Annotated in this window: 18 protein-coding genes; 4 read left to right on the forward strand and 14 right to left on the reverse strand. The window is 70.8% G+C overall.

The window, feature by feature from the left end:
• Positions 1 to 154: 154 nt before the first annotated feature.
• Together ACZ6R9_RS30970 and ACZ6R9_RS30975 are read left to right on the forward strand one after the other, a co-directional pair.
• Positions 155 to 2,350 carry a RecQ family ATP-dependent DNA helicase gene (locus tag ACZ6R9_RS30970; RefSeq protein WP_465541880.1) on the forward strand — a complete coding sequence of 732 codons (2,196 nt, stop codon included), beginning with the start codon at positions 155 to 157 and terminating at the stop codon, positions 2,348 to 2,350.
• Positions 2,351 to 2,657: 307 nt separating this feature from the next.
• Positions 2,658 to 3,353 (forward strand): hypothetical protein, encoded by a 696-nt coding sequence (locus ACZ6R9_RS30975; RefSeq protein ID WP_380486980.1) that lies wholly within the window; start codon positions 2,658 to 2,660, stop codon positions 3,351 to 3,353.
• 278 nt (positions 3,354 to 3,631) lie between these two features.
• Here the strand turns inward: ACZ6R9_RS30975 and ACZ6R9_RS30980 are convergent, their stop codons facing one another.
• The 3 genes from ACZ6R9_RS30980 to ACZ6R9_RS30990 form a co-directional block, all read right to left on the reverse strand.
• Positions 3,632 to 3,934 (reverse strand): hypothetical protein, encoded by a 303-nt coding sequence (locus ACZ6R9_RS30980; protein ID WP_380486899.1) that lies wholly within the window; start codon positions 3,932 to 3,934, stop codon positions 3,632 to 3,634.
• 547 nt (positions 3,935 to 4,481) lie between these two features.
• On the reverse strand, positions 4,482 to 5,165 hold the full coding sequence (locus ACZ6R9_RS30985; protein ID WP_380486897.1) for a ribonuclease HII: 684 nt from the start codon (positions 5,163 to 5,165) through the stop codon (positions 4,482 to 4,484).
• 183 nt (positions 5,166 to 5,348) lie between these two features.
• Positions 5,349 to 5,978: a TetR/AcrR family transcriptional regulator gene (locus ACZ6R9_RS30990; RefSeq protein WP_380486895.1), complete on the reverse strand. Its 630-nt coding sequence runs from the start codon at positions 5,976 to 5,978 to the stop codon at positions 5,349 to 5,351.
• 137 nt (positions 5,979 to 6,115) lie between these two features.
• On the opposite strand from ACZ6R9_RS30990, the gene ACZ6R9_RS30995 reads away from it, so the two are divergent.
• On the forward strand, positions 6,116 to 7,669 hold the full coding sequence (locus ACZ6R9_RS30995; protein WP_465541883.1) for an MFS transporter: 1,554 nt from the start codon (positions 6,116 to 6,118) through the stop codon (positions 7,667 to 7,669).
• Positions 7,670 to 7,901: 232 nt separating this feature from the next.
• Here the strand turns inward: ACZ6R9_RS30995 and ACZ6R9_RS31000 are convergent, their stop codons facing one another.
• From ACZ6R9_RS31000 to nrdR, 10 genes are all read right to left on the reverse strand, one after another.
• Entirely contained in the window at positions 7,902 to 9,572 is a 1,671-nt protein-coding gene (locus ACZ6R9_RS31000; protein ID WP_465541885.1) for a DUF4153 domain-containing protein, read from the reverse strand.
• 321 nt (positions 9,573 to 9,893) lie between these two features.
• Complete coding sequence (locus ACZ6R9_RS31005; RefSeq protein WP_380486889.1) at positions 9,894 to 13,004, reverse strand: Ig-like domain-containing protein; 3,111 nt, start codon at positions 13,002 to 13,004, stop codon at positions 9,894 to 9,896.
• 211 nt (positions 13,005 to 13,215) lie between these two features.
• On the reverse strand, positions 13,216 to 14,172 hold the full coding sequence (locus ACZ6R9_RS31010) for a carbohydrate ABC transporter permease (RefSeq protein ID WP_465541887.1): 957 nt from the start codon (positions 14,170 to 14,172) through the stop codon (positions 13,216 to 13,218).
• On the reverse strand, positions 14,169 to 15,194 hold the full coding sequence (locus ACZ6R9_RS31015; RefSeq protein ID WP_380486885.1) for a carbohydrate ABC transporter permease: 1,026 nt from the start codon (positions 15,192 to 15,194) through the stop codon (positions 14,169 to 14,171). The genes ACZ6R9_RS31010 and ACZ6R9_RS31015 overlap by 4 nt, the downstream gene beginning before the upstream one ends.
• Positions 15,195 to 15,291: 97 nt before the next feature.
• Positions 15,292 to 16,662, reverse strand: coding sequence for an ABC transporter substrate-binding protein (locus ACZ6R9_RS31020; RefSeq protein ID WP_465541890.1), 1,371 nt, complete (start codon positions 16,660 to 16,662; stop codon positions 15,292 to 15,294).
• A 184-nt stretch (positions 16,663 to 16,846) separates the two neighbouring features.
• On the reverse strand, positions 16,847 to 17,086 hold the full coding sequence (locus tag ACZ6R9_RS31025) for a Clp protease N-terminal domain-containing protein (RefSeq protein ID WP_380486881.1): 240 nt from the start codon (positions 17,084 to 17,086) through the stop codon (positions 16,847 to 16,849).
• Positions 17,087 to 17,090: 4 nt separating this feature from the next.
• The gene (locus ACZ6R9_RS31030) at positions 17,091 to 17,843 is read right to left on the reverse strand and encodes an SDR family oxidoreductase (protein WP_380486978.1); all 753 of its coding nucleotides are present in this window, start codon (positions 17,841 to 17,843) and stop codon (positions 17,091 to 17,093) included.
• A gap of 91 nt (positions 17,844 to 17,934) precedes the next feature.
• Positions 17,935 to 18,669 (reverse strand): hypothetical protein, encoded by a 735-nt coding sequence (locus ACZ6R9_RS31035; RefSeq protein ID WP_465541892.1) that lies wholly within the window; start codon positions 18,667 to 18,669, stop codon positions 17,935 to 17,937.
• 84 nt (positions 18,670 to 18,753) lie between these two features.
• Positions 18,754 to 21,627, reverse strand: a complete 2,874-nt coding sequence (locus tag ACZ6R9_RS31040) for a vitamin B12-dependent ribonucleotide reductase (protein ID WP_465541894.1) — start codon at positions 21,625 to 21,627, stop codon at positions 18,754 to 18,756.
• A 153-nt stretch (positions 21,628 to 21,780) separates the two neighbouring features.
• Positions 21,781 to 22,251: a transcriptional regulator NrdR gene (nrdR, locus tag ACZ6R9_RS31045; RefSeq protein ID WP_380486874.1), complete on the reverse strand. Its 471-nt coding sequence runs from the start codon at positions 22,249 to 22,251 to the stop codon at positions 21,781 to 21,783.
• Between the two features lie 442 nt (positions 22,252 to 22,693).
• On the opposite strand from nrdR, the gene lexA reads away from it, so the two are divergent.
• Complete coding sequence (lexA, locus tag ACZ6R9_RS31050; protein WP_380486977.1) at positions 22,694 to 23,419, forward strand: transcriptional repressor LexA; 726 nt, start codon at positions 22,694 to 22,696, stop codon at positions 23,417 to 23,419.
• 119 nt (positions 23,420 to 23,538) lie between these two features.
• Here lexA and ACZ6R9_RS31055 read toward each other — a convergent pair whose 3' ends face one another.
• Entirely contained in the window at positions 23,539 to 25,620 is a 2,082-nt protein-coding gene (locus ACZ6R9_RS31055; protein ID WP_380486872.1) for an ATP-dependent DNA helicase, read from the reverse strand.
• Positions 25,621 to 25,631: the final 11 nt, after the last annotated feature.

The raw sequence follows: 25,631 nt of genomic DNA on the forward strand, positions 1-25,631 counted from the left end.
GTGGATAAACCGGGGGGTTCAGCATCAGCTCCCCCTAATGGCGGACAATTCCGGCCCGAACAGCCAGATCTGACGGCATATCACCCGATAAGAGCCAGGTTGTCCACAGCCTGCCATTCGCGGTCCGTCCGTGAAGCACGGTATCCATGACCTCATGCAGACGCGCGAACTCCACCCGACCACCCCAGCCGACCGCGAAGCCGTCCGGGCCGCCGCGGAAGCCGTGCTGCACAGCCTCGCGGGGCCCTCCGCGACGCTGCGCGAGGACCAGTGGAAGGCCATCGAGGCCCTGGTGGTCGACAGTCGCCGCGCCCTGGTGGTGCAGCGCACCGGTTGGGGCAAGTCCGCCGTCTACTTCATCGCCACGGCGCTGCTCCGCGCGCGCGGAGCCGGTCCGACGGTGATCGTCTCGCCCCTGCTGGCGCTGATGCGCAATCAGGTCGAATCGGCCGCCCGGGCGGGCATCCATGCCCGGACGATCAACTCGGCCAACCCGGAGGAGTGGGAGGAGATCCAGCAGGAGGTCGCCGACAGCCGGGTCGATGTCCTGCTGGTCAGCCCGGAGCGGCTCAACAACCCCGACTTTCGCGATCATGTTCTGCCCAAGCTGGCCGCCTCCACCGGCCTGCTGGTGGTGGACGAGGCGCACTGCATCTCCGACTGGGGCCACGACTTCCGGCCCGACTACCGACGGCTGCGCACCATGCTCGCCGAGCTCTCCCCCGGCGTCCCGGTGCTGGCCACCACGGCGACCGCGAACGCCCGCGTCACCGCGGATGTCGCGGAGCAGCTCGGCACCGGCGTCGGTGACGCGCAGGCCCTGGTGCTGCGCGGCCCGCTGGAGCGGGAGAGCCTCAGCCTCTCGGTGCTCTCGATGCCCGACCCGGCACACCGGCTGGCCTGGCTCGCCGACCACCTGGCCGACCTGCCCGGCTCCGGCATCATCTACACCATGACGGTCGCCGCCACCGAGGAGGTCACCGAGTTCCTGCGCGAGCGCGGCTACCCGGTCGCCTCCTACTCCGGCCGGACCGAGGACGCCGAACGCCGCGAGGCCGAGGCAGCCCTGCTGGCCAACCAGGTCAAGGCCCTGGTCGCCACCTCCGCGCTCGGGATGGGCTTCGACAAGCCGGATCTCGGCTTCGTGGTCCACCTCGGCTCGCCGAGCTCCCCCATCGCGTACTACCAGCAGGTCGGCCGCGCCGGCCGTGGCGTCGACCGTGCCGAGGTGCTGCTGCTCCCGGGCCGGGAGGACGAGGCGATCTGGCGGTACTTCGCCTCGATCGGCTTCCCTCCCGAGGAGCAGGTCCGCCGCACCCTCGCCGCTCTGGCCGAGGCCGGTCGCCCACTCTCCACAGCGGCGCTGGAAACCTCGGTCGATCTTCGCCGCTCCCGGCTGGAGACCATGCTCAAGGTGCTCGACGTGGACGGCGCGGTCCGCCGGGTGCGCGGCGGCTGGGAGTCCACCGGCGAGCCGTGGCGGTACGACGGCGAGCGGTACGCCAAGGTCGCCCGGGCCCGCGCGGCCGAACAGCAGGCGATGCGGGACTACATCGCAACCGAGGGCTGCCGAATGGAGTTCCTGCGCCGCCAGCTCGACGACCCGGAGGCCGCCCCGTGCGGGCGCTGCGACCGGTGCACCCACGCCCAGCACTCCACCGAGGTGTCGGCCGAGACCACGGGCGCTGCCCGCGCCGCCCTCGGCCGCCCGGGTGTCTCCTTCGAAACCAGGCGAATGTGGCCGACCGGCATGGAGTCCCTCGGCATCCCGCTGCGGGGCCGCATCCCCGCCGCCCAGCAGGCCGAGCCGGGGCGCGCTCTCGGCCGGCTCTCCGACATCGGCTGGGGCAGCCGGCTGCGCTCGCTGCTCGACGAGCGTTCCCCGGACGGGCCGCTGCCGCGTGAGGTGCTGGACGCCGTGGTCGGCGTGGTGGCGGACTGGGCGCGCAGCCCGGGTGGCTGGGCCGGGCCGGAAGGTCCGGACGGTACCCGGCTGGAGCGCCCGATCGGCGTGGTCGCGCTGGATTCCTCCACCCGACCACAGCTGGTGTCCGACCTCGCGGGTGGCCTCGCCTCGATCGGCCGGATGCCGCTCCTCGGTCGCGTCTCGTACGCCACCGGGGAGCCCCCGCACGGGCCGCGCAGCAACAGCGCCCAGCGGCTGCGCTCGGTCTTCGGAGCCCTCACGCTCTCCCCGGGCCTGGCCGACACGCTGGCCGCGACTCCCGGCCCGGTCCTGCTGGTCGACGACCTGGTGGATTCCGGCTGGACGTTGACGGTCGCGGCCCATCTGCTCCGCCAGGCCGGCGCCACCGCGGTGCTCCCACTCGTCCTGGCTGTCCGGGGGTGAGGGCGATTCGATCGAGCTCACCGCCAAGCCCGGCAGCCGGGCACGCCCGGACGCCGAGCCCCGTTCACCGGACGGTTTCCAGCCGTCCACAGCCCGCTCACCCAGTGGTCAGCCGAATGGCTGCATGGCGGGGCTGGGACATCTCCGGCAATTAGGCGGGTTCCGGGCGGCGTTTGTCAGTTCATCATTGCCGCCCGGCCGCTCTCGCCAGAGAATTGGAAGGTATCCAGCGCCCGGTCCGTCGGACCCGGCCTTCGGCGTACGCCCGCGCACCTTCGGGAGCGCGGGCACGGGAAGGAGGATCGTGATCAACGGCATCGACCGAGGTCCTTCCCACTACGACGGCCGTCGGGCCATCACGCTGCAGGAGTGGGAACGCCTCGGCATACCCCTCCTTCGCGCACCCAGAGAGTTCGTTACCGAACTTCACCAGCGGCACCTCCCGCAGCCCGGCACCACGGTGGTCGCGGTACTCGACCCCGAGCACCGGGTGGTGGCGTCGGCCTCCTTCGGCGTCCGCCCGCAATTCAACGACGGCTGGGACCACCGCAACGCCCTGCTCGGCCACCTGCGCCGGGTCACCCCGCACGACCTGAAGCGCATATCCCCGAGCCGCACCGCCGTCCTGCTGCGCTGCCGCGAGGGCGGGCCGGACTGGACCGAGCAGGACGGGGCCTGGATGTGGGCGCTGCGCGCCGCCGCCGAACTGCACGGGCTGCGCTGCGGCTCCTACCTGACGCTCACTCCTGCCGGTTGGCAGTCGCTCGGCGACGGCCGGCACGGGCGCAACCCGCACTCCGGGTCGTGGGCCCTCGGCCCGATCCACACCGTCACCGAACTGCCGCCGCGTATCCCGTCCGGCGCCGACTCCGAGCGATCCGCGCCGCCGGCGCCACCGGTCCCCTTGGAGCCGCCGGTCGCCCCGGTCACCTCACTGAACGCGATCCGCGCCCTGGAGGCCGGCCGCGACAGCCGGGCGATCCGCCGAACCGCCGCCCGCTGAACGGTCATCCGCCCACGGCGGCCCGCTCACCGAACCGGCCGGCCCGACGTGCCACGACGCAACAACACCAAAGCCCGCCGACGCCCCACGTTCGCCCGACCCGGCACCCAACGGCGTTGCAGGACAACCGTGTTGAGACCCAGCGGAACCAGGGAACGCCGACGACCCGGCCCCGCCCGCAGGCGGAGCCGGACCGGCACGACGAACCAGACGAACCAATGGATCGATGGACCGACGGTCAGGCGGACCGACGGGCCGACAAAAAGGCGGCCAGGCGGTCAGGCGAACAGCGGGGCGACGGTGTCCGTCTCGCCGCAGACCACCAGTAGCTTCGCGGCCCGCTCCAGCGCCTTGCCCGCCGCCGCGGCGACCCGCTCCGCGTGGTTCTCGTTGACCACCAAAACCACCACGTCGCGGTGCAGTGTCCGAGTCGTGGCGGCGTCGGCGTAGAACACGTCGCCGCCGTCGGCGAGTTGAGCCCAGTAGCTGTCCTCGCCGAAGCTCAGCTCGTGTTCCTGCCAGGGGTGCGCGGCACCGACCGTCAGGACCAGCACGTCGCCGGGGCGGCGGCCGGACTCCAACAGCGCGTCAACGGCGTCATTGGCACGGTCGAGCGCCTCGGCCGCAGCGACGGGCAGGAGTTGAACGGTAGGCCGGCCGGGGCGCGGCGCGTTGCCGGGCTTGGGTCGGGGTGCGGGCCGCGGACCGGGAATCGGACGGTCCGCACGGGGCGGTGCGGGACGCGGCGGGCCGGGGCGAGGGCCCGGGACCGGAGCGGCGACAGCGGTGGAGGAAGGCATACGGGGGGCAGGTGCGTCCGACTTGTGGGGAAGGGGAACGCCGGGGCCCGGGATCGTCTCGTGAATCTCCGGCTCCTCGGGGAAGACAGGCATACCCGGATTCCTATCAAATGCCGGTCGGATGCGCACGGGCACCCCACCACTTGAAAGTGTCGCCGCCCGAGCGCGGGCACACGACAACGCCCGAGTGACGGGTGGGTGAATGTTGACGAACCGTCAGAAACGAACGGATATGGTCGCCTCCGAGGCGCTCCGAAGGCTCCCGGCGGTCGAAGCAGACCATCGGATTGTGCGACTGCGCCAGGGCGCGTTGCGACACCGAGGGCGCTCAGAAACCGAGCGAGAGCTGCTCGCCGGTGTCGATCGGGACCCGCTGACGCTTGAGGTGGCTCCACTTCGGCAGGGCATCCATGTAGGCCCAGGACAGGCGATGGTGTTCGGTGGGCCCGAACTCCTCCAGTGCGGCGCGGTGGGTCGGCGAGGGGTAGCCGGCGTTCTCCTCGAACGCGAACGCCGGATGCTCCACCCCGAGTTCGGCCATCAGCGCGTCCCGCCGGACCTTGGCCAGCACCGAGGCGGCGGAGACGCAGACGCACGACTGGTCACCCTTGATCACCGTGCGGACCCGCCACGGGCCGCCCAGGTAGTCGTGCTTGCCATCCAGAATCACCGCGTCGGGCTGCACCGGCAGCGACTCCAGGGCTCGGACGGCGGCCAGCCGCAGCGCGGCCGTCATGCCGAGGTCGTCGCACTCCCGGGGCGAGGCGGCGCCGATCGCGTAGGCGGTCACCCAGCCTTCCAGGATCGGGACGAGCGCCTCCCGGCGCCGCTCGGTGAGCAGCTTGGAATCGGTGAGCCCTTCCGGCGGGCGGCGCAGGCCGGTGACGGCGGCACCGACCATGACCGGCCCGGCCCAGGCGCCGCGGCCCACCTCGTCCAGCCCGACCACCAGGCGGGCTCCGGCCCGGCGCAGCGAGCGCTCGACCGAGTGGGTCGGGGGGTCGTACGGCATCGAGGGTTCCTTCACTGGGCAGGCCAACAGCCGGGGCCGCGCCCGAGGACGCTCGCGGCTGCTTTCAGCCTACGCCGCCGCCCGGACAGCCCGGCCGCCCGAGCCGGACCCGCGCCGAACCCGAGCCGGACCCGGGCCAACCCCGGACCCACCACTCACCGCCACCGCCCCGCCCCGCGCGCGTTACGGCCGGATCGCCGGCAGCAGCACCTGTCCGAGCAGGTCCTCGCAGAACTCGTCGTCGATCGCCCCGACCCAGAACTTGGCGCGGTACAGCAGCATCGCCGGCAGCACGTCGGCCACGATCGACACCGCCGCGCCCCGGCGGACGTCGCCCCGGGCCTCGCCGCGGCGCAGGATGCCGAGGATGCCCTCGGTGGTCGGCCCGACCACCCGCTCGTGCAGGAAGCCCTTGAAGAACTCGGCGCGTTCGTGGTCGAGTTCACCCATCAGGGCACGGACGGCCGCACCGGTCCGGGAGTCCAGCACCGCGATGTAGCCCTGGATGACGTGCCGCAGCTCGGCCTCCGCGGAGCCGAGGTCGGGAATGTCGGCGGGGGGCGGCATCACGGCGACCAGGGCGTCCATCACCAAGTCCGCCTTGGAGGCCCAGCGCCGGTAGAGCGCGGCCTTGCCGGTCTGCGCGGCGCCGGCCACGCCTTCCATCGTCATCCGGGCGAACCCGCCGGAGGTGAGCTGGTCGAGCGCGGCCTCGAAAATCGCGGCCTCCAGCGCCTTGCCGCGCCTGCGCAGCGGGGCTCCCTCCACGGGGCCGTCGGCCGACTGCCGCCGGTCCGGCTGATCCATCGTCATCCACCCTAAAAGACGGTTGCGTTCACTATCGGCGCCGACTAATGTCCCCCGCAGTGAACGAGACCGTTCACTAATGGCATCGCCGAGCACCTTACCGAGACAGCAACCGATAGCAGCAGTCAGCAGGGGGCACAACAGTGGCTATCTCCGACATGCTCAGCAAGTCGGCTCCGCCGGGGGCCGGTCGCGACCAGCACAAGGGCATCACGCTCACGGTCATCGCGGCCACTCAGCTCATGGTCGTCCTCGACGCGACCATCGTGAACATCGCGCTTCCGCACATCCAGGACGCCCTGAAGTTCTCCACCACCAACCTGTCCTGGGTGATCAACGCCTACACGCTGACGTTCGGCGGCCTGCTGCTGCTCGGCGGCCGGGCCGGCGACATACTCGGCCGCCGGCGGGTGTTCGTCGTGGGCGTGCTGCTGTTCGGTCTGGCCTCGCTGCTCGGCGGTTTCGCGCAGAACGGTGGCATGCTGCTCGCCGCCCGCGCGCTGCAGGGCATCGTCGGTGCGATCTGTTCACCGACGGCGTTCGCGCTGATCGCCACCAACTTCAAGGAGGGGCCGGAGCGGAACCGCGCCTTCGGTGTCTTCTCGGCGGTGGCCGGCTCGGGCGCCGCGATAGGCCTGCTGGCCGGCGGCGTGCTCACGGAGTACCTGAACTGGCGCTGGGTGTTCTTCGTGAACGTGCCGATCGCCGCGCTGATCGCCGTCGCCGCGCCGCGTTACATCAACGAGTCCGAACGGCACCCGGGCACCTTCGACCTGCCCGGCGCGCTCACCTCCACCCTCGGCCTGGTCAGCCTGGTGTACGGGTTCATCCACGCCGCGGACCCGAAGGCCGGGTGGGGCGACGGCGTGACGATCGCCTCGTTCGCCGTCGGCACGGCCCTGCTGGTCGCGTTCGCGGTGATCGAGCAGCGCACCGCCCAGCCGATCACCCCGCTGCGACTGCTGCGGAGCCGCAACCGCACCGGCGGATTGATCATGATGCTCTGCCTGGCCGCGGCCATGTTCGGCATCTTCTTCTACGTCACGCTCTTCGTTCAGCGCGTGCTCGGTTACAGCGCGCTCAAAGCGGGTGTGGCCTTCCTGCCGATCAGCGTCGCGATCATCGTCGCCGCGCAGCTCGCCTCCGCTTTCCAGGCCAGGCTCGGGCCAAAACCGTTCCTGGCCACCGGCAGCGTGCTGGTGACGATCGGGCTGAGTTGGCTGACTCGGACCGACGTCCACAGCAGCTACGCCCTGGGCGTGCTCGGCCCCACGGTCACCTTCGGCTTCGGCATGGGTCTGATCTTCGTCCCGGTGATGCTGATGGCGGTCTCCGGGGTTGCGGCGCACGAGACGGGTGCGGCCTCGGGCCTGCTCAACTCGGTGCAGCAGATCGGCGGTTCGGTCGGGCTGTCGATACTCACCACGGTCTTCGCCAAGGCGGCCACCTCCGAGGGCAACCGCCAGCAGCCGGACTTCCTCGCCCATGCCACCCCGGCCGATCTGCAGTACACCCAGCAGCACCAGACCTTCCCACCCGGCAGCACGTGGGCCAACGAGGTGCTCGCCCACGCCGTCTCGCACGCCTTCGTGGTGGGTGTGGCGTTCGCGGTGGTCGCGCTGCTGTCCGCGGTGTTCGTGGTCAAGGCGAAGGTCGCCGACCTGCCCGCCGAAGCCCCAGCCGGCATGGCGATGTGACGCCGCACCACGCGGCCTGACACGCAAGGAGGGTGGGGGGACGGCACTCGGCCCCTCCCCCACCCTCCAACAGCCACCGCCGACAACGGCCCGACGACAACGGCCCAACATCAGCGCCCCAACGTCAGCGGACCACGTCAGCGGCCCGACGACAACGGCCCAACGCCAGCGGACCACGACAGCGGACCACGACAGCGGACCACGCCAGCGACCCAACGTCAGCGGCCCAAGGTCAGCGGGCCTCGACCCGGTACGTGGGCAGCCCGACCCGTCGGCAGGCCTCGCCCAGGTCCCAAACCACGGGCCGTGCCGCGAGGATCTCCCGGGCGCGGGCCTCGGCCCGGCTGATGGCGTACCAGGAGGGCGTGGGCTGGTCCGCCAGCTCGGCGGCGATCGGCTGGAGCGCGCAGGTGCGCAGATCGTCGGGCAGCCGGTCAAGAGCGGGCACGGCGTCAACGGAGAGGCCACGCAGGTAGTTGACGTCGAGCTGGGTAACGGCGCCGCGGTAGCGGTCGACGTTCTGGTCGGCGATCAGGCCGTCGGTCCGCAGCAGGCCGAACAGCGCCACGGCCAGGGCGGCGCTGAGCACCACCGCGCGGGGCAGCCAGCGGCGGGAGGAGAGGACGGAGCCGAACAGCACCATCAGGAAGACCAGGCCGAGCCAGATCTCCGTCGCGGCGACGTTGACTCGCAGGCGGGTGAGCCCGAACGCGTCCATGTACAGGCTCATCCGGACCAGGGCGGTGCCGACCACGACCAGGGTGAGCGTGCAGAGCAGTCCGAGCATCACCTTGACCAGCCGCCGGTCGCCCGCGTTGCTGCGCGGCGCCCAGTACTTGGCGAGCGCGACCACCACCAGGGTGAGCACGGCGATCCAGAGCAGCTGCCAGAAACCCTGGCGGGCGTACGCGGCGGGGGTCATCCCGGTGCGGCGCATGATCGAGCCGTAGCCGCCGATCAGCACCACCAGCTGCACCACCACGAAGGTGCCGAACAGCAGGTTCATCACCGCCAGCGGCATCGCCCACTCCAGGCGGCCGCGCTCCTTGCCGGCCCGGGTCCTGGTGCGGTCCCAGCGGCGGGGGGCGGCGGCGGTGTGCGCGGCGCCCAGAGCGAGCAGCACTCCGCCGACGAAGTACACGAACCGCAGCGGGGTCTCCCCGGCCTCCATCGAGGGGACGAGGTGGCTCAGCAGGTCGGCGACGGTGGAGTCGGCGCCGGCGAACAGCGTGCCGAAGACCACCAGCAGCACCAGGGAGACTCCGACGGCCTTCACCACCTGCCCGGCACGAGCCTTGGCCGGAAAGCGACGCTCTTTCAGCGACCGGATTCCCCAGGCGAGCCCGGGCAGGAAGTGGGCCCACAGGCCGATCGATCCCATCGCCACTCCGACCCAGCGGGCACCGCCGTGCAGGGTGAGCGAGCCGATGCATATCGCGGCGATCACGGCGAGCGTCACCGCCCCGTCCGCACCGCTGACGGCCGGCACCAGGCAGAGCAGCAGCGCGGCCGCAGCGAACGCCAGGTGCCAGGGCTTGACGCGCCGCCCGGTGGCCAGCGCGGTCATCCCGGCGCCCACCGCACCCGCGACGGCGCAGAGCAGCAGGTTGACTCCGAGTCCGTCACCCAGCACCAGCGCACTGACCAGCCCGGACGCGCCCGCCGCCGCCAGCACCCGCAGCCCGGCGGGCGCGGCAGGACGGGCCTTGCTGGGCCGCAGCCACTCCGATTCGGGCAGCGGATCCAGCGGCCGGTGCTGGTACGGCGCATAGGGATTCGCTCCCCCAGCACCCACCGCCCCCACCGAGCCCACCGAGCCCGCCGCCACCGAGCCCACCGCACCCGCCGAGCCCACCGAGCCCACCGCACCCGCCGAGCCCATCGCACCCGCAGCAGCCCCCACCGGCGCCCCCTTCCCGGACGCCCCAGGACGCGGTCCCGCAGGTGCCGCGAACGGGTTCGCCGGCTGCGGCTGTTCGCCGGGACCACCTGAGCCGGTGGAACCACCAGGGCCGTTGGAGCCGGTGGACTGGGACATGAAACCCCCTCAGAATGCGGGCGCACGAAGGTTTTCGGCCAGTCGCACGCCTGGTCGTGCCGGTGACTCTAGAGCCCGAAGGCCACTTCTGAACAGGTTCAAAAAGCCGCCGGGGCGGCTTGGTCACAGAGTTGTGACACAAACCGCCCCGGCAGTGGGACTGCGGAGCAGGACCACCGGGCCCGATCAGTAGGCCCCGTACAGCGAGTACACGAGGTTGTCCTTCACGGCGGTTCCGAAGCTCGCCGGGAAGGTGCCGAACGGGACGCTCGCGTTGCTGTAGACGCCGGACCCGGCGGGGCCGGAGCTGTAGTGCATGTTGTTGACGGTGGAGCTGGTGCCGTTGGAGTTGTAGACCAGCCAGTAGGTGGTGTTGGCGGCCAGCGTGTAGGTGACGGCGGCGCTGTTCCAGGCGTTGGCGCTCAGCGTGCCCACCGAGCTGGTGGCCAGCAGGGCGTCCGGCGAGCCGCCGTTGTCGCTGTAGACGGCGATCTGGAACTGGTTGTTGGGCGAGGCGCTGGTCTGGCCGATGTGCACGTTCAGCGAGCTGAGTGCGATCGGCGAGGCGCCGGTGGTGATCTTCGAGCCGTTGAGGTGGTTGGAGTTGGTGTCGTCGAGCTGGGTGCCGATGGTGTTGTTGCCGATGGTCTGCGGCGGGGCGCCGGCGGTGGTGAAGGCCGCGGTGTAGGCGGCGGCCTGGGTGTTGCCCGCCAGGTCCTTCACGTTGGCGACGCTCAGCGTGTAGCCCGTGCTGAGCGAGAGCGCGGCGTTCGGGGTGAAGGTGACGGTGTTGGTCGCGGAGTCCAGGGCGACGGTGCCGGCCACCGCGGTGCCGCCGCTGGTGGTCTTCAGCGTGACGTTGGTGGAGTTGACGGTGGCGGCCTGGACCGGCTCACTGAAGGAGGCCTTCACCGGGGCGGTGGCGGCGACGCCGGTCGCACCGTTGGCGGGGACGGAGCCGGTGACGGTCGGCGGGACGGTGTCGGTGCCGTAGGTCGCCGTGTACGAGCCCACGTTGCCGTCGAAGAAGGCGTACGTGATGCCGTGGATGGTCTCGATCCGGTAGTTGACGGCGGTGGTGCCCTGCTTGATGCCGGTGAGGGTGCCGCCCGCCGAGTTGACCGGGACCATGGCCCGCAGGCCGTTCGCGCCGCCGGTGATGCTGAAGCTCAGGGTGTTCGCGTTCCAGGCCATCCCGGAGAACGCGGAGCCGTTGCGGAAGTCCAGCCAGTTCAGCAGCTGGCGGCCGGAGACCACGGGGGTGCCGTGCGCCTTGGCCGAGGCGATGACCTGGTCGGACGCGGTGGAGGCGGCGTAGTCGGTGTGGATGTTGGCGGTCAGGACGGTGTAGTAGCCCTTGGCGTTGTACGCGTTGTCCAGCAGCGTGTTGACGGTGCCCGGCATGGACTGCCCGGACTCGTCGGTGAGTTGGGTGGTGGACTGGTACTCGTTGATGGTGGCGCCGTTGCTGTCCGCGTACTTCATCGGCAGCCCGGTGCCGTTGAAGTAGCCGGGCCGGTCCTGCACGAAGCTGGCCGGGTAGTAGTAGTAATCGGTGTCCAGCCGGATGCCGTTGGCCAGCTTGGTCTTGGCCTGGGTGGCCCAGTCGTCCCACTCGACGCAGTGGGTGCGGGTGCTGTCCGCGTTGGGCAGGGACGGGAACTTGGCCTTCCAGGCGGCGATCTGGGTGGTGTAGACGTTCGCCAGGTCGGCGGGGGTCCCCCACGGGGTGCAGTTGGTGGTGATGTGGGTGCCGATCTCGAAGCCCTGGTCGGAGTAGGCCTTGGCCTGGGCGTCGGTCATCGGCCCGCTGGCGTAGACGTAGGACGAGGCGCGCACGCACTCCCAGTTGGCCACGTTGCAGCCGGCCGGGCTCTGCGCGATGTAGCCGTCGAAGCGTCCGGTGGTGCCGCCGATGCCGTGGTCGTCGCCGGTCATCACCACGACGGCCTTGACGTCGCGGGGGAAGTACCAGAACTTCGGCAGCGGCTTCTTGGCGGCGTCCATGGTGGTGATCAGGTTGCCGAGCAGGCGCTGCTGCTCGTCGGCGATCGGGATCTGTGCCTTGTCGAGGTTGTTCCAGTTGAGCTGTCCGCCGGTGCCGAAGAACATCTCGCTGGCCTCGATGCCGTCCACGTTGTCGCGCTGCTGCCCGCCCCAGGCGATGTTGCCCTGGCGGGTCTGCACCACGGACTTGGCGAGGTCGAAGGTGAACGCGGCGGCCTGGCCGGTGCCGGCGGTGCGCAGCGTGACGGCGGGGTTGGTGGTGGGCACGGCGACGTCGCTGTACAGGGTGGCGACGGCGGTGGCGCCGTTCAGCGTGTACTTGTCGGCGGTGCCGTGGTAGCCCATGGTGTCGGAGGTCAGTCCGGTGCCGGGCGCCGCGGTGGTGTCGATCTTCAGGTAGGAGTCGGCCAGTGTGTCGGTGGTGGCGGTGAGGCCGAGCAGCCCGGCGAGCTGCTTGTCGGGCCGCATCGCGACCAGCCGTCCGCCGCCGTTCACCCAGCTGGTGAACATGGTGGTCTGGGCGGCCGTCAGCTGGTTCTCCGCCAGCAGCACCACGTCGTACTGGGCGAGGGTGGCGGAGGTGACGGTGCCGAGGTCGGCGGTCTTGTAGTAGTTCAGGCCCTCGGCCTTGAGGATCTCGCCGTAGTACGAGGTGTACGGGTTGGCCGGGTCGGTGACCAGCAGGATCGGGCCCTCGTTGCCGGGGCCGTTGCCGGGTGTGCCGCTGCCGCCGCCGGACGGGGTGTAGGTGGCGTAGATGGAGTAGTTGAGGTTGCCGGTGGAGACGGCGCCGAAGCTGCTGGGCCAGCTGCCGAAGGCCGCGCCGCCGGTGGAGTAGCCGCTCTGGCCGCCGGTGGAGTAGTTGAGGTTGTTGACCGCGGCGGAGACGCCGTTGGAGTTGTACGCCAGCCAGTAGGGCGTGTTGGGCGCGAGGGTCGCGGTGACCGGCAGGGTGTTCCAGGCGTGTGCGGTGAGCGTGCCGGAGGCGGAGGAGCCGAGCAGCGCGCCGGGCTTGCCGGCGACGTCGCCGTACACCGCGACCTGGTACTGGTCGTTGGGCGTGGAGCCGACGGCGCCCACGTACACGCTGACGCTGTTGACCGTTCCGCCGCTGGAGCCGGTCACGAAGCGCGAGGTGTTGATGTAGTTGGAGTCGCCGGAGTCGGTGGCGGTGCCGATGGTGTTGTTGCCGAGGACGGCGGTTTCCGCGTGTGCCGCGGGCGCCGCCATCAGTCCGGTGGATGCGAGCAGGGCCACGAGCAGCCCGGCGAGCCGTTTTCTGAACCTCACGCCAACCCCCCAAGGTCGGATGACCGGATGAACGGCAGAAGTGCCGTCCTCCGTCCTATCGGCTCCGACCCCGGCGCGTCCGCAGAACCCTCACATCACAGCCACGACTTCCGGCCAACTCGAACGCGAACGCTCCGCATCCGACCCGTGTGTCTGCACACCTTCAACACCCGTCGCCGCGTTCAACATTTGAACAGCCCGGTGGCGGGCCTCAGCCCTTCACCGACCCGGCCAGCAGCCCGCGGACGAAGTAGCGCTGGAGGGCGAAGAACACCGCCAGCGGCACCAGCATCGACAGGAAGGCGCCCGCCGAGAGCAGCTCCCAGCGGCTGCCGTTGGAGCCGGACAGCTGGGCGAGCCGGGAGGTCATCGGCGCGACCGTCGGGTTGCCGCCGGCGAAGGTGAGCGCCACCAGCAGGTCGTTCCACACCCACAGGAACTGGAAGATGGCGAACGAGGCCAGCGCGGGGGCGCTCAGCGGCAGCACGATCGAGCGGAAGATCTTGAAGTGCGAGGCCCCGTCCACCACCGCCGCCTCCATCAGGTCCCGCGGCAGCTGGGCGATGAAGTTGTGCAGCAGGAAGATCGCCAGCGGCAGCGCGAACATCGTGTGGGTCAGCCACACCGGCACGTACGTGTCCTTCAGGTCGAGCGCCGTAATGACGGTCACCGAGCCGAGGTGGGCGCCGCCGGAGAACAGCCGCAGCAGCGGGATCAACGCCATCTGCAGCGGCACGATCTGCAGCGCGAATATCACGAAGAACAGGGTGTCGCTGCCCTTGAACCGCACCCAGGCCAGCGCGTACGCCGCCATCGCGGCCAGCACCAGCGGGAAGACGGTGGCGGGGATGCTGATCGCCACCGAGTTGACCAGGTACGGCATCAGGCCGCCGGAGGTGCCGAAGGAGTTGTCGAACAGCACCGCCCGGTAGTTCTCCAGCCCGAAGTCGGGGTGGACGAACGCCTCCCACCAGCCGGTGGACGCGACGTCGCCCTTGGGACGCAGCGAGGTGACCAGCAGGCCGACGGTCGGGATGGTCCACAGGGCCGTCACGACGACCACCAGGACGCTCGCCAGCGGGCTGCTGAAGGACCGCCGGACGGCCTTCACGGGCGGCAGTTCGGGCTCGGCGGCCTTGGCGGGGGCCAGGGTGGGCTGGGCGCTCATCGGGTCGCACGCTCCTTGCGCAGCAGGGCGATGTTGTAGACCACCAGGGGCGCCACCGCGAGGAAGAGGATCACCGCGAGGGCGCTGCCGCGGCCGTAGTTGTACTGCTCGAAGGTCTGCGAGTACATCTCGTTGGCGAGCACCTGGGTGCCGTAGTTGCCACCGGTCATGGTGCGGACGATGTCGAAGGCCTTCAGTGTGATGATCATGACGGTGGTGAGCACCACCACCAGCGTGGTGCGGATCATCGGCACGGTGACGTGCAGGAACAGCCGCAGGCCGGTGGCGCCGTCGAGCCGGGCGGCCTCGGTGATCTCGTCCGGGATGGCCTTGATCGCGGCGGACAGTACCACCATGGCGAAGCCGGTCTGCACCCAGACCAGGACGGCCATCAGCAGGAAGTTGTTCAGCGGCTGGGACAGGATCCAGTTCGGCGGATCGTCCCAGCCGAGCGCGACGGCGAGCCGGCTGAGCAGGCCGACCTGGTTCTGCCCGGCGCCGCGCGACTCGTACACCAGCTTGAAGATCAGCGAGGCGGCCACCAACGAGACCGCCATCGGCATGAAGATCAGCGACTTGTAGATCGCCTGCCCGCGCATCCGGTCCACCATCAGGGCCAGCCCGAGGCCGAGCCCGGTGGCCGCGAAGGGAGCGACCACCAGCCACAGCAGGGTGTTCAGCAGCACCCCGTGGATGGGTGAACTGGTCAGCGCCCAGCCGTAGTTCTTCCCACCGACGAACTTCGTGCCGTCGGCGTCCAGGAAGCTCAGCACGACGGTGCGCAGCAGTGGCACCACCAGGCCGGTGAGCAGCAGGACGATCGCCGGGCCGAGCATCAGCGCGATCGTCAGCGGCCGGGAGAAGCGTCCGGTGGCGCGGCCGGCCGCGAAGAACACGGCGAGCAGGACGCCGACGAAGCCCAGCACGGCGCCGCCGGTGTTGCCGAACTTGAGCGCCGCGTCCTGCCACAGCGAGTCCGCGAGGTGGAGCGCCGGCCCGGCAAGCCGGGTGTCGTTGGGCATGCGCGGGGTCCTTCCTCAAGACCTGGTGATCTTCAGGGCATGGGGAGGGCAGCGCGGGCAGGTGGTTCACCCGCCCGCACTGCCCGGGGAGTCCGGCCTACTGGGGCCAGGCGGCGTCGATGTCGGCGGCCGTCTTCTGGATCGACTGGCCCTCGGCGAACCAGGCGGTGAGCGCCTTCCATTCGGCGCCGGCGCCGACGGCGGCGGGCATCAGGTCGGAGGCGTCGAAGCGGAAGGTGGCGGCCGGGTCGGTGAGCGACTCGGCGGACAGCTTGTCGATCGGGTCGGTGTACAGGCTCTTGTCGACGCCCTGGTTGGCGGACACCCAGCCCGGCGAGACCTTGACCCGGCTGCTCGCCCACTCGGAGCTGGACAGGTAGTTCTGCACGACCTGCACCTCGGGCCGGTCGGCGAACGCGGCAACGAACTCGCCGCCGCCCTCGACCGGGTTGGTGACCTGCGGGTTCACCGCCGGCAGGTGGAAGGCGAAGACGTCGCCGTCGGGGGCGATGCTGGTGCCCTTGGGCCACTGTGCGCGGTAGAAGGACGCCTGCTGGAGCATCGCGCACTTGTTGCTGAGGATCGGGGTGCCGGCGTCCTGGAAGGTGGTGGTGGCGATCGACTTGACGTCGCCGAAGCCGCCGTTGACCCAGGCCGGGTTCTGCATCCAGTCGGCGACGGTCTTCATCGCGGTGGTGATCTTCTCGTCGGAGAACTTCACCTTGTGGCTGACCCACTGGTCGTAGACGTCGCCACCGTACGAGCCGAGGACGATCTCCTCCAGCCAGTCGGTGGCCGGCCAGCCGGTGGCGGTGCCGGAGCCGATACCGCCGCACCAGGGCTTCATGGCGCCGGCCCTGGCGATCTTGTCGCTGAGCGCGATCAAGTCGGCCCAGGTCTTGGGGACTTCGTACCCGGCGGCCTTGAACGCCTTCGGGGAGTACCAGACCAGGGACTTCATGTTGGCGCTCATCGGCGCCGCGTAGAAGGTGCCGTTGACCGACCCGTAGGTCTTCCAGATCGGCGACCACTTGTTCTCGTTGTCGACGGTCTGCTGCGGGGGCTTGACCACCTTGCCGCTCTTCACCATTTGGGCGAGCAGGCCGGGTTGCGGGATGACCGCCAGGTCGGGGGCGTTGCCGCCGGCCACCCGGACCGGCAGCTGCGACTCGAAGTCGTTGGAGCCCTCGTAGACGATCTTGATGCCGGTGCAGGAGCTGAAGTTGGCCCAGGACTTCTCCAGCGAATCCGACTCGGGCGCCAGGATCGACGCGTACATCGACACCTTGGTGCCCGAATGACCCGCGTACGCCTGGTACTTTGCGCAGTCACCGGTGAGCGTGGCGGCCGAAGAACCGCCCCCGCCGTCGGACGAGGAACTGTTGGAACAGGCGGCTGTCAGTGCCAGTGCCAGAACGGCCGGTACGGCCAGCAGCCTCCGGCGTCCAGTGGTCACGGGGGTGATCAATGCGGTCCTCCTTGCCAGGGCATGGGCATGCCAGCCGTAAGAGAAACAACACTGCGCTGTACCGAAGATGGGGTCTGTGCACCCAGCTGATCGCTGGCTCAAAGACGTTAACCCACCGACCACCCCACGCCAAGGAGCGCGTTCGACCTTCATCGGGCAGCACCCCAGTTGTGACCGCGCCGTGCTACGAGGCCGCCGCCCGACCATCCGTCAGCGCCTCCGCCGCCCGCTCCGGATCCGCCAGGTCCACACCCCGCTCGCGCAGCACGCGCGCCGCCGCGCCGCCCTCCCGGATCAGTCCGGGCAACAGGTGGCCGGTCTCGATCCGGCGCACCCGCTGCCCGGCCGCCGCGCGCAGCGAGAGCACCCGCTTGGCCGAGTCGGTGCCCCTCGTCCCGCCCCGTCCCGCTCCAGGGCCGGGCACGGGGTCAGTACCGCTCCGCCAGATACTCCGCGAAGGTGATTCGGCCGTCCGCGTGCTCCGGCGCCAGGTTCCCGCCCGCTCGCAGCGCCTTCATCGCCCCGCCCGGCGTCGGCACCCGCAGCACCGGCCGCCGCCGGCCCCGCGCGTGCAGGAACTCCGCCGCCAGCGCCTCCACCGCACGCACCTGCGGGCCGCCGAAGTCCGCCACCCGTCCGGCCGGCCCGCCCTCCGCCAGGTCGGCCAGCCGCTCGGCGACGTCCCGGACGTCCACCGGCTGGAACGCCACCCCGCGCGGCAGCAGCAGCACCGGCGCCTTCGACAGCCCGTCCAGCATCCGCACCAGCAGGTCGTGGAACTGGGTGGCGCGCAGCACCGTCCAGCCGAGACCGGACGCGGCAATCAGCCGCTCGCACTCCGCCTTCGCCCGGTAGTAGCCGAGCGGCACCGTGTCCACGCCGACGATCGACACGTACACCAGGTGCGTCACGCCGGCCTCGCGGGCCGCCGCGACCAGCCGACGGGTGGCGTCCACGTCCCGTTTCCCGCTGGTGGTCGCGCAGTGCACCACCGTGGTCGCGCCCGCCACCGCCGCCTCCACCCCGCGCCCGGTCACCAGATCGGCGACCGCCCAGCCGTGCTCCCCCGGCGTGTGCGCCTGCCGGCTCACCACCCGCACCGGGCAGCCCCGCGCCACCAGCCGGCCCACCACGACCCGGCCCAGCGTCCCCGTCCCGCCCGTCACCACGATCTGCCGCATCGCGCTCACCCCATCTCCACCCCAGCCTGCGCGGTTGCCGCGCACCCGGCAGCCCGGCCGACGCACCCGGGGGAACGGGGTCACCCCGGGGTCACATGTCCTCCGGCCACGGGTAGCCGAGCAGCTCCGCGTACTCCGCGCTGCCGCCGCAGACCCGGGCCTGGGCGCGCGGGTCCGCCGAGGTGAGACGGTCGACGAGGTCGGCGGCCAGTTCGACCGGGTCACCGGCGGGGACGGTCAGTTCGACCAGGAACTGCAGGTAGGGCGATTCGCCGGGGCGGTCCGGCACGGCCGGGCGCCAGAAGAAAGTCAGGTCGATCCGGTCGGGGCCCGAAGACCAGGTCCACAGGGCGTCGAACTCGCACTCCCAGGCGGCCAACAGCTCTGGCCGGCGGGCGAGTTGGGCCTGCACCAGGCGTCCGACGGCGCGCGCGGGCCAGTCCTCGACGCCGATACCCGCGCGGTCGAGCTCCGCCAGGTACTGCGCGGCGTCGAACCGGTACGCCGGGAGGTCGAGGTCCTTGATGTCGGGGTTGCGCCAGCCGTCCCAGACCACGGCGCCGCCGTCCTGGCGTACCGTCACATACAGGGCGCCGCAGCACTCTTCACCGCATCCGGCCACGTGGAGCTGGACTTCCCGGGGCTCGGGGCCGGGCAACAGCGGGCTGTACGGCCCGAGCAGGGAGCGCGGGTCCGGGCCGAGGTGCCCGTCGGCGAAACCGGTGTCCAGCAGGTCACGCCCGTCGGCCAGCAGCCGGAGTTCACGCCGACCCTCCGAGGCCTCGTCGATGCGCAGTTCCAGCCGGTTGTTCGATACCTCATCCATCCCGGCATTGTGTCCGCACACGGCGCAGGGCGCCGACCGAATTAACGGTCGACGCCCTGCGCGCTACTGCCCGGTGACGGCGTGTCAGCTGCAGCCGCTGGTGGAGCCGCAGCCCTCGCAGAGGTAGCAGCTGCCGGCGCGGCGCATCTTGGTGCCGCAGGAGAAGCAGAGCGGCGCGTCGGCGTTCAGGCCGAGGCGGATCTCGGCGAGCTCCGTGGAGTTGTGCGCGGCGGGTGCCGGCTTGGGCTGCTCGACGACCGGGAGGGCGACGTGCGGCTTCTCGGCGGCGAGCGGCGCGGACTGGGCGAGCGACTCGACGTCGAGTTCCTCCTCGATCGGCTCGTAGGAGCCGGTCTCCAGGTGCCGGGTGCGCTCCTCGACGGAGTGGATGCCGAGCGCGGAGCGGGTCTCGAACGGCAGGAAGTCGAGCGCCAGGCGGCGGAAGATGTAGTCCACGATGGACTGCGCCATCCGCACGTCCGGGTCGTCGGTCAGGCCGGCCGGCTCGAAGCGCATGTTGGTGAACTTGGCGACGTACGTCTCCAGCGGGACGCCGTACTGCAGGCCGACCGAGACGGCGATGGAGAAGGCGTCCATCATGCCCGCGAGGGTCGAGCCCTGCTTGGACATCTTCAGGAAGACCTCGCCGAGGCCGTCGTCCGGGTAGGAGTTGGCGGTCATGTAGCCCTCGGCGCCGCCGACCGTGAAGGAGGTGGTGATGCCGGGGCGTCCCTTGGGCAGGCGCTTGCGGGTCGGGCGGTACTCGACGACCTTCTCGACCGCGGGGGCGGGCGCAGCGACAGTGGTGGCCGCCGGGGTCTTGGTCTTGGCCGAGAGCGGCTGGCCGACCTTGCAGTTGTCGCGGTAGATGGCGAGCGCCTTGACGCCGAGCTTCCAGGCCTGGAAGTAGATCTCCTCGACGTCCTCGACGGTGGCGTTCTCCGGCATGTTGACGGTCTTGGAGATCGCGCCGGAGATCCACGGCTGGATCGCGGCCATCATCCGCACGTGGCCCATCGGAGAGATCGACCGCTCGCCCATGGCGCAGTCGAACACCTCGTAGTGGGCGGCCTTCAGGCCGGGCGCGTCGATGACGTTTCCGGTCTCGGCGATGTGCGCGACGATCGCCTCGATCTGCTCGTCCTGGTAGCCGAGGCGCTTGAGGGCCCGCGGGACGGTGCCGTTGACGATCTGCATCGAGCCGCCGCCGACCAGCTTCTTGAACTTGACCAGGGCCAGGTCGGGTTCGACGCCGGTGGTGTCGCAGTCCATCATCAGGCCGATGGTGCCGGTCGGGGCGAGCACCGAGGCCTGCGCGTTGCGGAATCCGTTCTGCGCGCCGAGCCGGACCACCTCGGACCAGGTGTCGTTGGCGGCGGCCCACACCGGCGCGTCCAGGTCGTCCAGCGGGGCGACGGCCGAGGAGGCGTCCGCGTGCTGCTTCATCACCCGCTGGTGCGGGGCGGCGTTGCGGGCGTAGCCGTCGTACGGGCCGACCACACCGGCGAGTTCGGCGGAGCGGCGGTAGGCGGTGCCGGTCATCAGCGAGGTGATCGCGCCGGCCAGGGCGCGGCCGCCCTCGGAGTCGTAGGCGTGGCCGGTGGCCATCAGCAGCGCGCCGAGGTTGGCGTAGCCGATGCCGAGCTGGCGGTAGGCGCGGGTGGTCTCGCCGATCTTCTCGGTCGGGAAGTCGGCGAAGCAGATGGAGATGTCCATCGCGGTGATGACCAGCTCGACGACCTTGGCGAAGGTCTGCGCGTCGAAGCTGTCGTCGTCGCGGAGGAACTTCATCAGGTTCAGCGAGGCCAGGTTGCAGCTGGAGTTGTCCAGGTGCATGTACTCGGAGCACGGGTTGGAGGCGTTGATCCGGCCCGACTCCGGGCAGGTGTGCCAGTGGTTGATCACCGAGTCGTACTGGATGCCCGGGTCGGCGCAGGCCCACGCGGCCTCGGCCATCTTGCGGAACAGGCCCTTGGCGTCGACGGTCTCGATGACCTCGCCGGTCATCCGGCCGCGCAGGCCGAAGCCGGTGCCGTTCTCGACCGCGGTCATGAACTCGTCGCTGACGCGGACCGAGTTGTTGGCGTTCTGGTACTGGACGGAGGCGATGTCGTCGCCGCCCAGGTCCATGTCGAACCCGGCGTCGCGCAGGGCGCGGATCTTCTCCTCCTCCTTCACCTTGGTCTCGATGAAGGCCTCGACGTCCGGGTGGTCCACGTCCAGGACGACCATCTTGGCGGCCCGGCGGGTCGCGCCACCGGACTTGATGGTGCCGGCCGAGGCGTCGGCGCCGCGCATGAAGGAGACCGGGCCGGAGGCGTTGCCGCCGGAGGAGAGCAGTTCCTTGGAGGAGCGGATCCGGGACAGGTTCAGGCCGGCGCCCGAACCGCCCTTGAAGATCATGCCCTCTTCCTTGTACCAGTCGAGGATCGACTCCATGGAGTCGTCGACGGACAGGATGAAGCAGGCGGAGACCTGCTGCGGCTGCTGGGTGCCGACGTTGAACCAGACCGGCGAGTTGAAGCTGAACACCTGGTGGAGGAGGGCGTGAGTCAGCTCGTGCTCGAAGATCTCGGCGTCGGCCGGGGAGGCGAAGTAGCCGTGCTTCTCACCGGCGGCGCGGTAGGTGAGCACCACCCGGTCGATGATCTGCTTCAGGCTCCACTCCCGCTGCGGGGTGCCGACCGCGCCGCGGAAGTACTTGCTGGTGACGATGTTCACGGCGTTCACCGACCAGAAGTCGGGGAACTCCACGCCGCGCTGCTCGAAGTTGATCGACCCGTCGCGCCAGTTGGTCATCACGACGTCGCGGCGCTCCCAGGTGACCGCGTCGTACGGGTGGACCCCAGGGGTGGTGTAGATCCGCTCCAGCCGCAGGCCCGCCTTCGGGGCCTTGGCGCCCTTCGCGGCCTTCTCCGACTTCGACCCGCGCGCGGACCCGCTCGTGGTGTCTGTCATGCCTTGCTCCTCCTCCTGGGCAAACGCCCGAAGTGCCCTGAAAAGTCCGGGCACGACTGGTTCGTTCTCCTGGTGCGCGGGCAGGCGGAAGCCCGGCCACGGCACACGGGTACTGCGGTGACTTGAATGAAAAGAACTGAGGGGGCCCGGCCGTTACAGCACGGGCAGCGGGGCCGCGGGCCGTTCGGAGCGCAGCTCCGCGATCGCGGCCTCGAAGTCCTCGAGGTTGTCGAACGCCCGGTAGACGGAGGCGAACCGCAGGTACGCCACCACGTCCAGCTCCTTCAGCGGGCCGAGTATCGCCAGGCCCACGTCGTGGGTGGAGAGCTCGGCGCTGCCGCTGGCCCGCACACACTCCTCGACCCGCTGCCCGAGCTGGGCCAGCGCGTCCTCGGTGACCGGGCGGCCCTGGCAGGCCTTGCGGACGCCGGAGATCACCTTCTCGCGGGAGAAGGGCTCGGTGACACCACTGCGCTTGATCACCATCAGGGTGGCGGTCTCGACGGTGGTGAACCGGCGGCTGCAGTCCGGGCACTGCCGGCGGCGGCGGATCGAGCACCCGTCGTCGCTGGCGCGGCTGTCCACGACACGGCTGTCCGGATGCCGACAGAAGGGACAGTGCACCTGGAACTCCCTCCCTGCGACCCGACGGCGAACGACTCGCACCACTCTACCCGACTCGAAACACAAGACCTGTGCCCGATCGAGGACACTAGCCACTAGATCTAGTGGCGGACGCCGCGCCACGCCGGGCGAACGGGTGAGAGCCGGGGACATCGCGCGCCGGAACCCCATAGACTGTTCGAGTCGAACATGCAATCGACTTACACCCGGAGGCTTGATCACGTCAGGCAACCTCGAATAAATTCACTCGAACGTGTGTTTGGCGCAACCTTTCGATAGGGGCGCCAGTTGAGCTGGGCAGTTGGAGCACCAGTCGAGAGGGTCGCCCGCGATGTCCACCCCCAGCGCCGCCAGCGTCATGCACACCGTCGAAGCCAAGACCGCCATCCCGGTGCAGGAGCGTTCCGCGCGCACCACTGACCAGGAGAGCATGGATCAGACCATGAGCCGTAGTCAGCCGATCGAGGAAACCCCGCTCGGTGTGCCCACCCCCGTCGTCCGTGCCCTCCCCGGCCGACCCCCGGGCATCCGCACCGACGAGGCAGGCCTGACGGAGCGCCAGCGCCGCGTCATCGAGGTCATTCGGGATTCCGTCCAGCGGCGCGGCTACCCGCCGTCCATGCGCGAGATCGGCCAGGCCGTCGGCCTGTCCTCCACCTCCTCGGTCGCCCACCAGCTGATGGCCCTGGAACGCAAGGGCTTCCTGCGCCGCGACCCGCACCGCCCGCGCGCCTACGAGGTCCGCGGCGTCGAGGTCGCCCGCCCTGCCGCGGCGGAGACCTCCGGCCGGCCCTCCACCTCCTACGTCCCGCTGGTCGGCCGGATCGCCGCCGGCGGCCCGATCCTCGCCGAACAGACCGTCGAGGACGTCTTCCCGCTGCCCCGCCAGCTGGTCGGCGAGGGCGAGCTGTTCGCGCTGACGGTCAAGGGCGACTCGATGATCGACGCCGCGATCTGCGACGGCGACTGGGTCACGGTCCGCCGCCAGCCGGTCGCCGAGAACGGGGACATCGTCGCGGCGATGATCGACGGCGAGGCGACGGTGAAGCGGCTGAAGCGCGAGGACGGGAAGATCTGGCTGGTGCCGCACAACGTGGCGTACGAGCCGATTCCCGGCGACAACGCGACCATTCTCGGCAAGGTCGTGGCGGTCCTGCGCAGGCTTTGAGGTAGGCAGAGGGCGCACAACCGGGGGCGCGGGGAACTGCGCGAAGCGGAAGGCTGCCAACAGTAAGGTCCGGCCGAGGACGGTACTCCCGTCTTCGACCGGACCTTGCTGTTGAGTGCCTAGCGGGGCTTGACCGGTGGCGCGGAGGCGTCGATCGCCGCCAGCGACCTGCGGACCTGGTTGCGGTCGGTGGTGTACCAGAAGTCCGGCATGGAGGAACGGAAGAAGCTCCCGTACCGGGCGGTCGCGAGGCGGGGGTCGAGGACGGCAACCACGCCGCGGTCGTCCGCCGCGCGGACCAGGCGGCCGGCGCCCTGCGCCATGAGCAGGGCGGCGTGGGTGGCGGCGACGGCCATGAAGCCGTTGCCGCCGCGGGATTCGACGTCCTTCTGGCGGGCGCTCATCAGCGGGTCGTCGGGGCGCGGGAAGGGGATCCGGTCCATGACGACGAGCTGGCAGGCCGAGCCGGGGACGTCGACGCCCTGCCAGAGCGAGAGGGTGCCGAACAGGCAGGTCTGCGCGTCGGAGGCGAAGGTACGGATGAGCTCGCCGAGGGTGTCCTCGCCCTGCAGCAGGATCGGCACGTCCAGCCGTTCGCGCAGCGCCTCCGCCGCGGCCTGCGCGGCCCGCATCGAGGAGAACAGGCCGAGGGTGCGGCCGCCGGCGGCGCCGATCAGTTCGGTGAGTTCGTCGAGCATCTCGGGCCGGTCGGGTTCCCGGCCGGGCGGCGGCAGGTGCTTGGCGACGTAGAGGATCCCCTGCTTGGGGTAGGTGAACGGGGAGCCGACGTCGAGGCCGCGCCAGTACGGCGGGGCGTCCTCGCCGGTCTCGGCACTCGGCCCGTCGGGGGTGCGGTGGTCGGGCAGCCTGGTCTCGGCGGGCAGGCCGAGGGACGCGGCGACGCCGTTGAAGTCCCCGCCGAGCTTGAGCGTGGCGGAGGTCAGGACGACGGAACGGTCCTTGTACAGGTTTTCCCGCAGCAGCCCGGAGACGGACAGCGGGGCGACCCGCAGCGAGGCGGTGCCGAGGCCGAAGCGGTCGCTGCGTTCGATCCAGATGACGTCGTACTCGGAGCCGGTGAGCAGCCGGTCCGCCGTCTCGTGCAGGGTCTCCGCGGAGGCCATCGCCTGCTTGCGGACGGCGTCCTCGTCGCTGAGGCCCTTGTCGCGGGTCTCGCCGAGCGAGGTGATGACCTGGCGGCAGGCGTCCCGGATGCCGGCCACGGCGTAGCCGAGGTATTCGGGGAGTTCCTCGACCTGGCCGGGCTGCGCGGTCTCCATCAGGCCGTGGAAGTTCTCGGCGGCGGCCTGCAGCGCGTCCACCGCCTTCTCGTTGGCGAGTTTGGCCGCCCGCTTGACCGCCCGGTTGACGGCACCGACGGTGAGTTCGGCGGTGGCGGCGCCGGTGACGCGGTTCACCAGCTCGTGCGCCTCGTCGATGATCAGCAGGCCGTGTTCGGGGAGGACGGGCGCGCCCTCGATCGCGTCGATCGCCAGCATCGCGTGGTTGGTGACCACCACGTCCGCCAACTTGGCGCGCTCGCGGGCCTGTTCGGCGAAGCACTCCTGGCCGTAGGCGCACCGGGCGGCGCCCAGGCACTCCTTGGAGGTGACGGAGAGCTGGGCCCAGGCCTTGTCGGAGACGCCCGGGGTGAGGTCGTCGCGGTCGCCGGTGTCGGTCTCGTCGGCCCAGTCGCGCAGCCGCAGCACGTCCTGGCCGAGCTTGCCGGTGGGGCCGCCGAGCGCGTCGACCGGGTCGAACAGGCCCTCGCCCTCGTCGCTCGGGGTGCCCTCGTTGGCGCGGTGCAGGCACAGGTAGTTGGAGCGGCCCTTGAGCATCGCGTACAGCGGGCGGCGGCGCAGCGTCGGGTGCAGGGCGTCGACGGTGCGCGGCAGGTCGCGTTCGACGAGCTGGCGCTGGAGGGCGAGGGTCGCGGTGGCGATCACCACGTTGTCGCCGTGGGCGAGGGCGGGCACCAGGTAGGCCAGGGACTTTCCGGTGCCGGTGCCGGCCTGGACGAGGAGGTGTTCGCCCTCGTCTACGGCGGCGGCGACCGCCTCGGCCATCCGGACCTGCCCGGGCCGCTCCACGCCGCCGACGGCGTTGACGGCGGCGTGCAGCAGCTCCGGGATACGGGAGGCGGGGACGGGAGGCGCCGATGCGTCCGGGCCGCCGGGCAGGGGTGCGGTGTCGTTCGTCATGACCTTCCCAG

The sequence above is a fragment of the Kitasatospora sp. NPDC048662 genome, assembly GCF_055587065.1.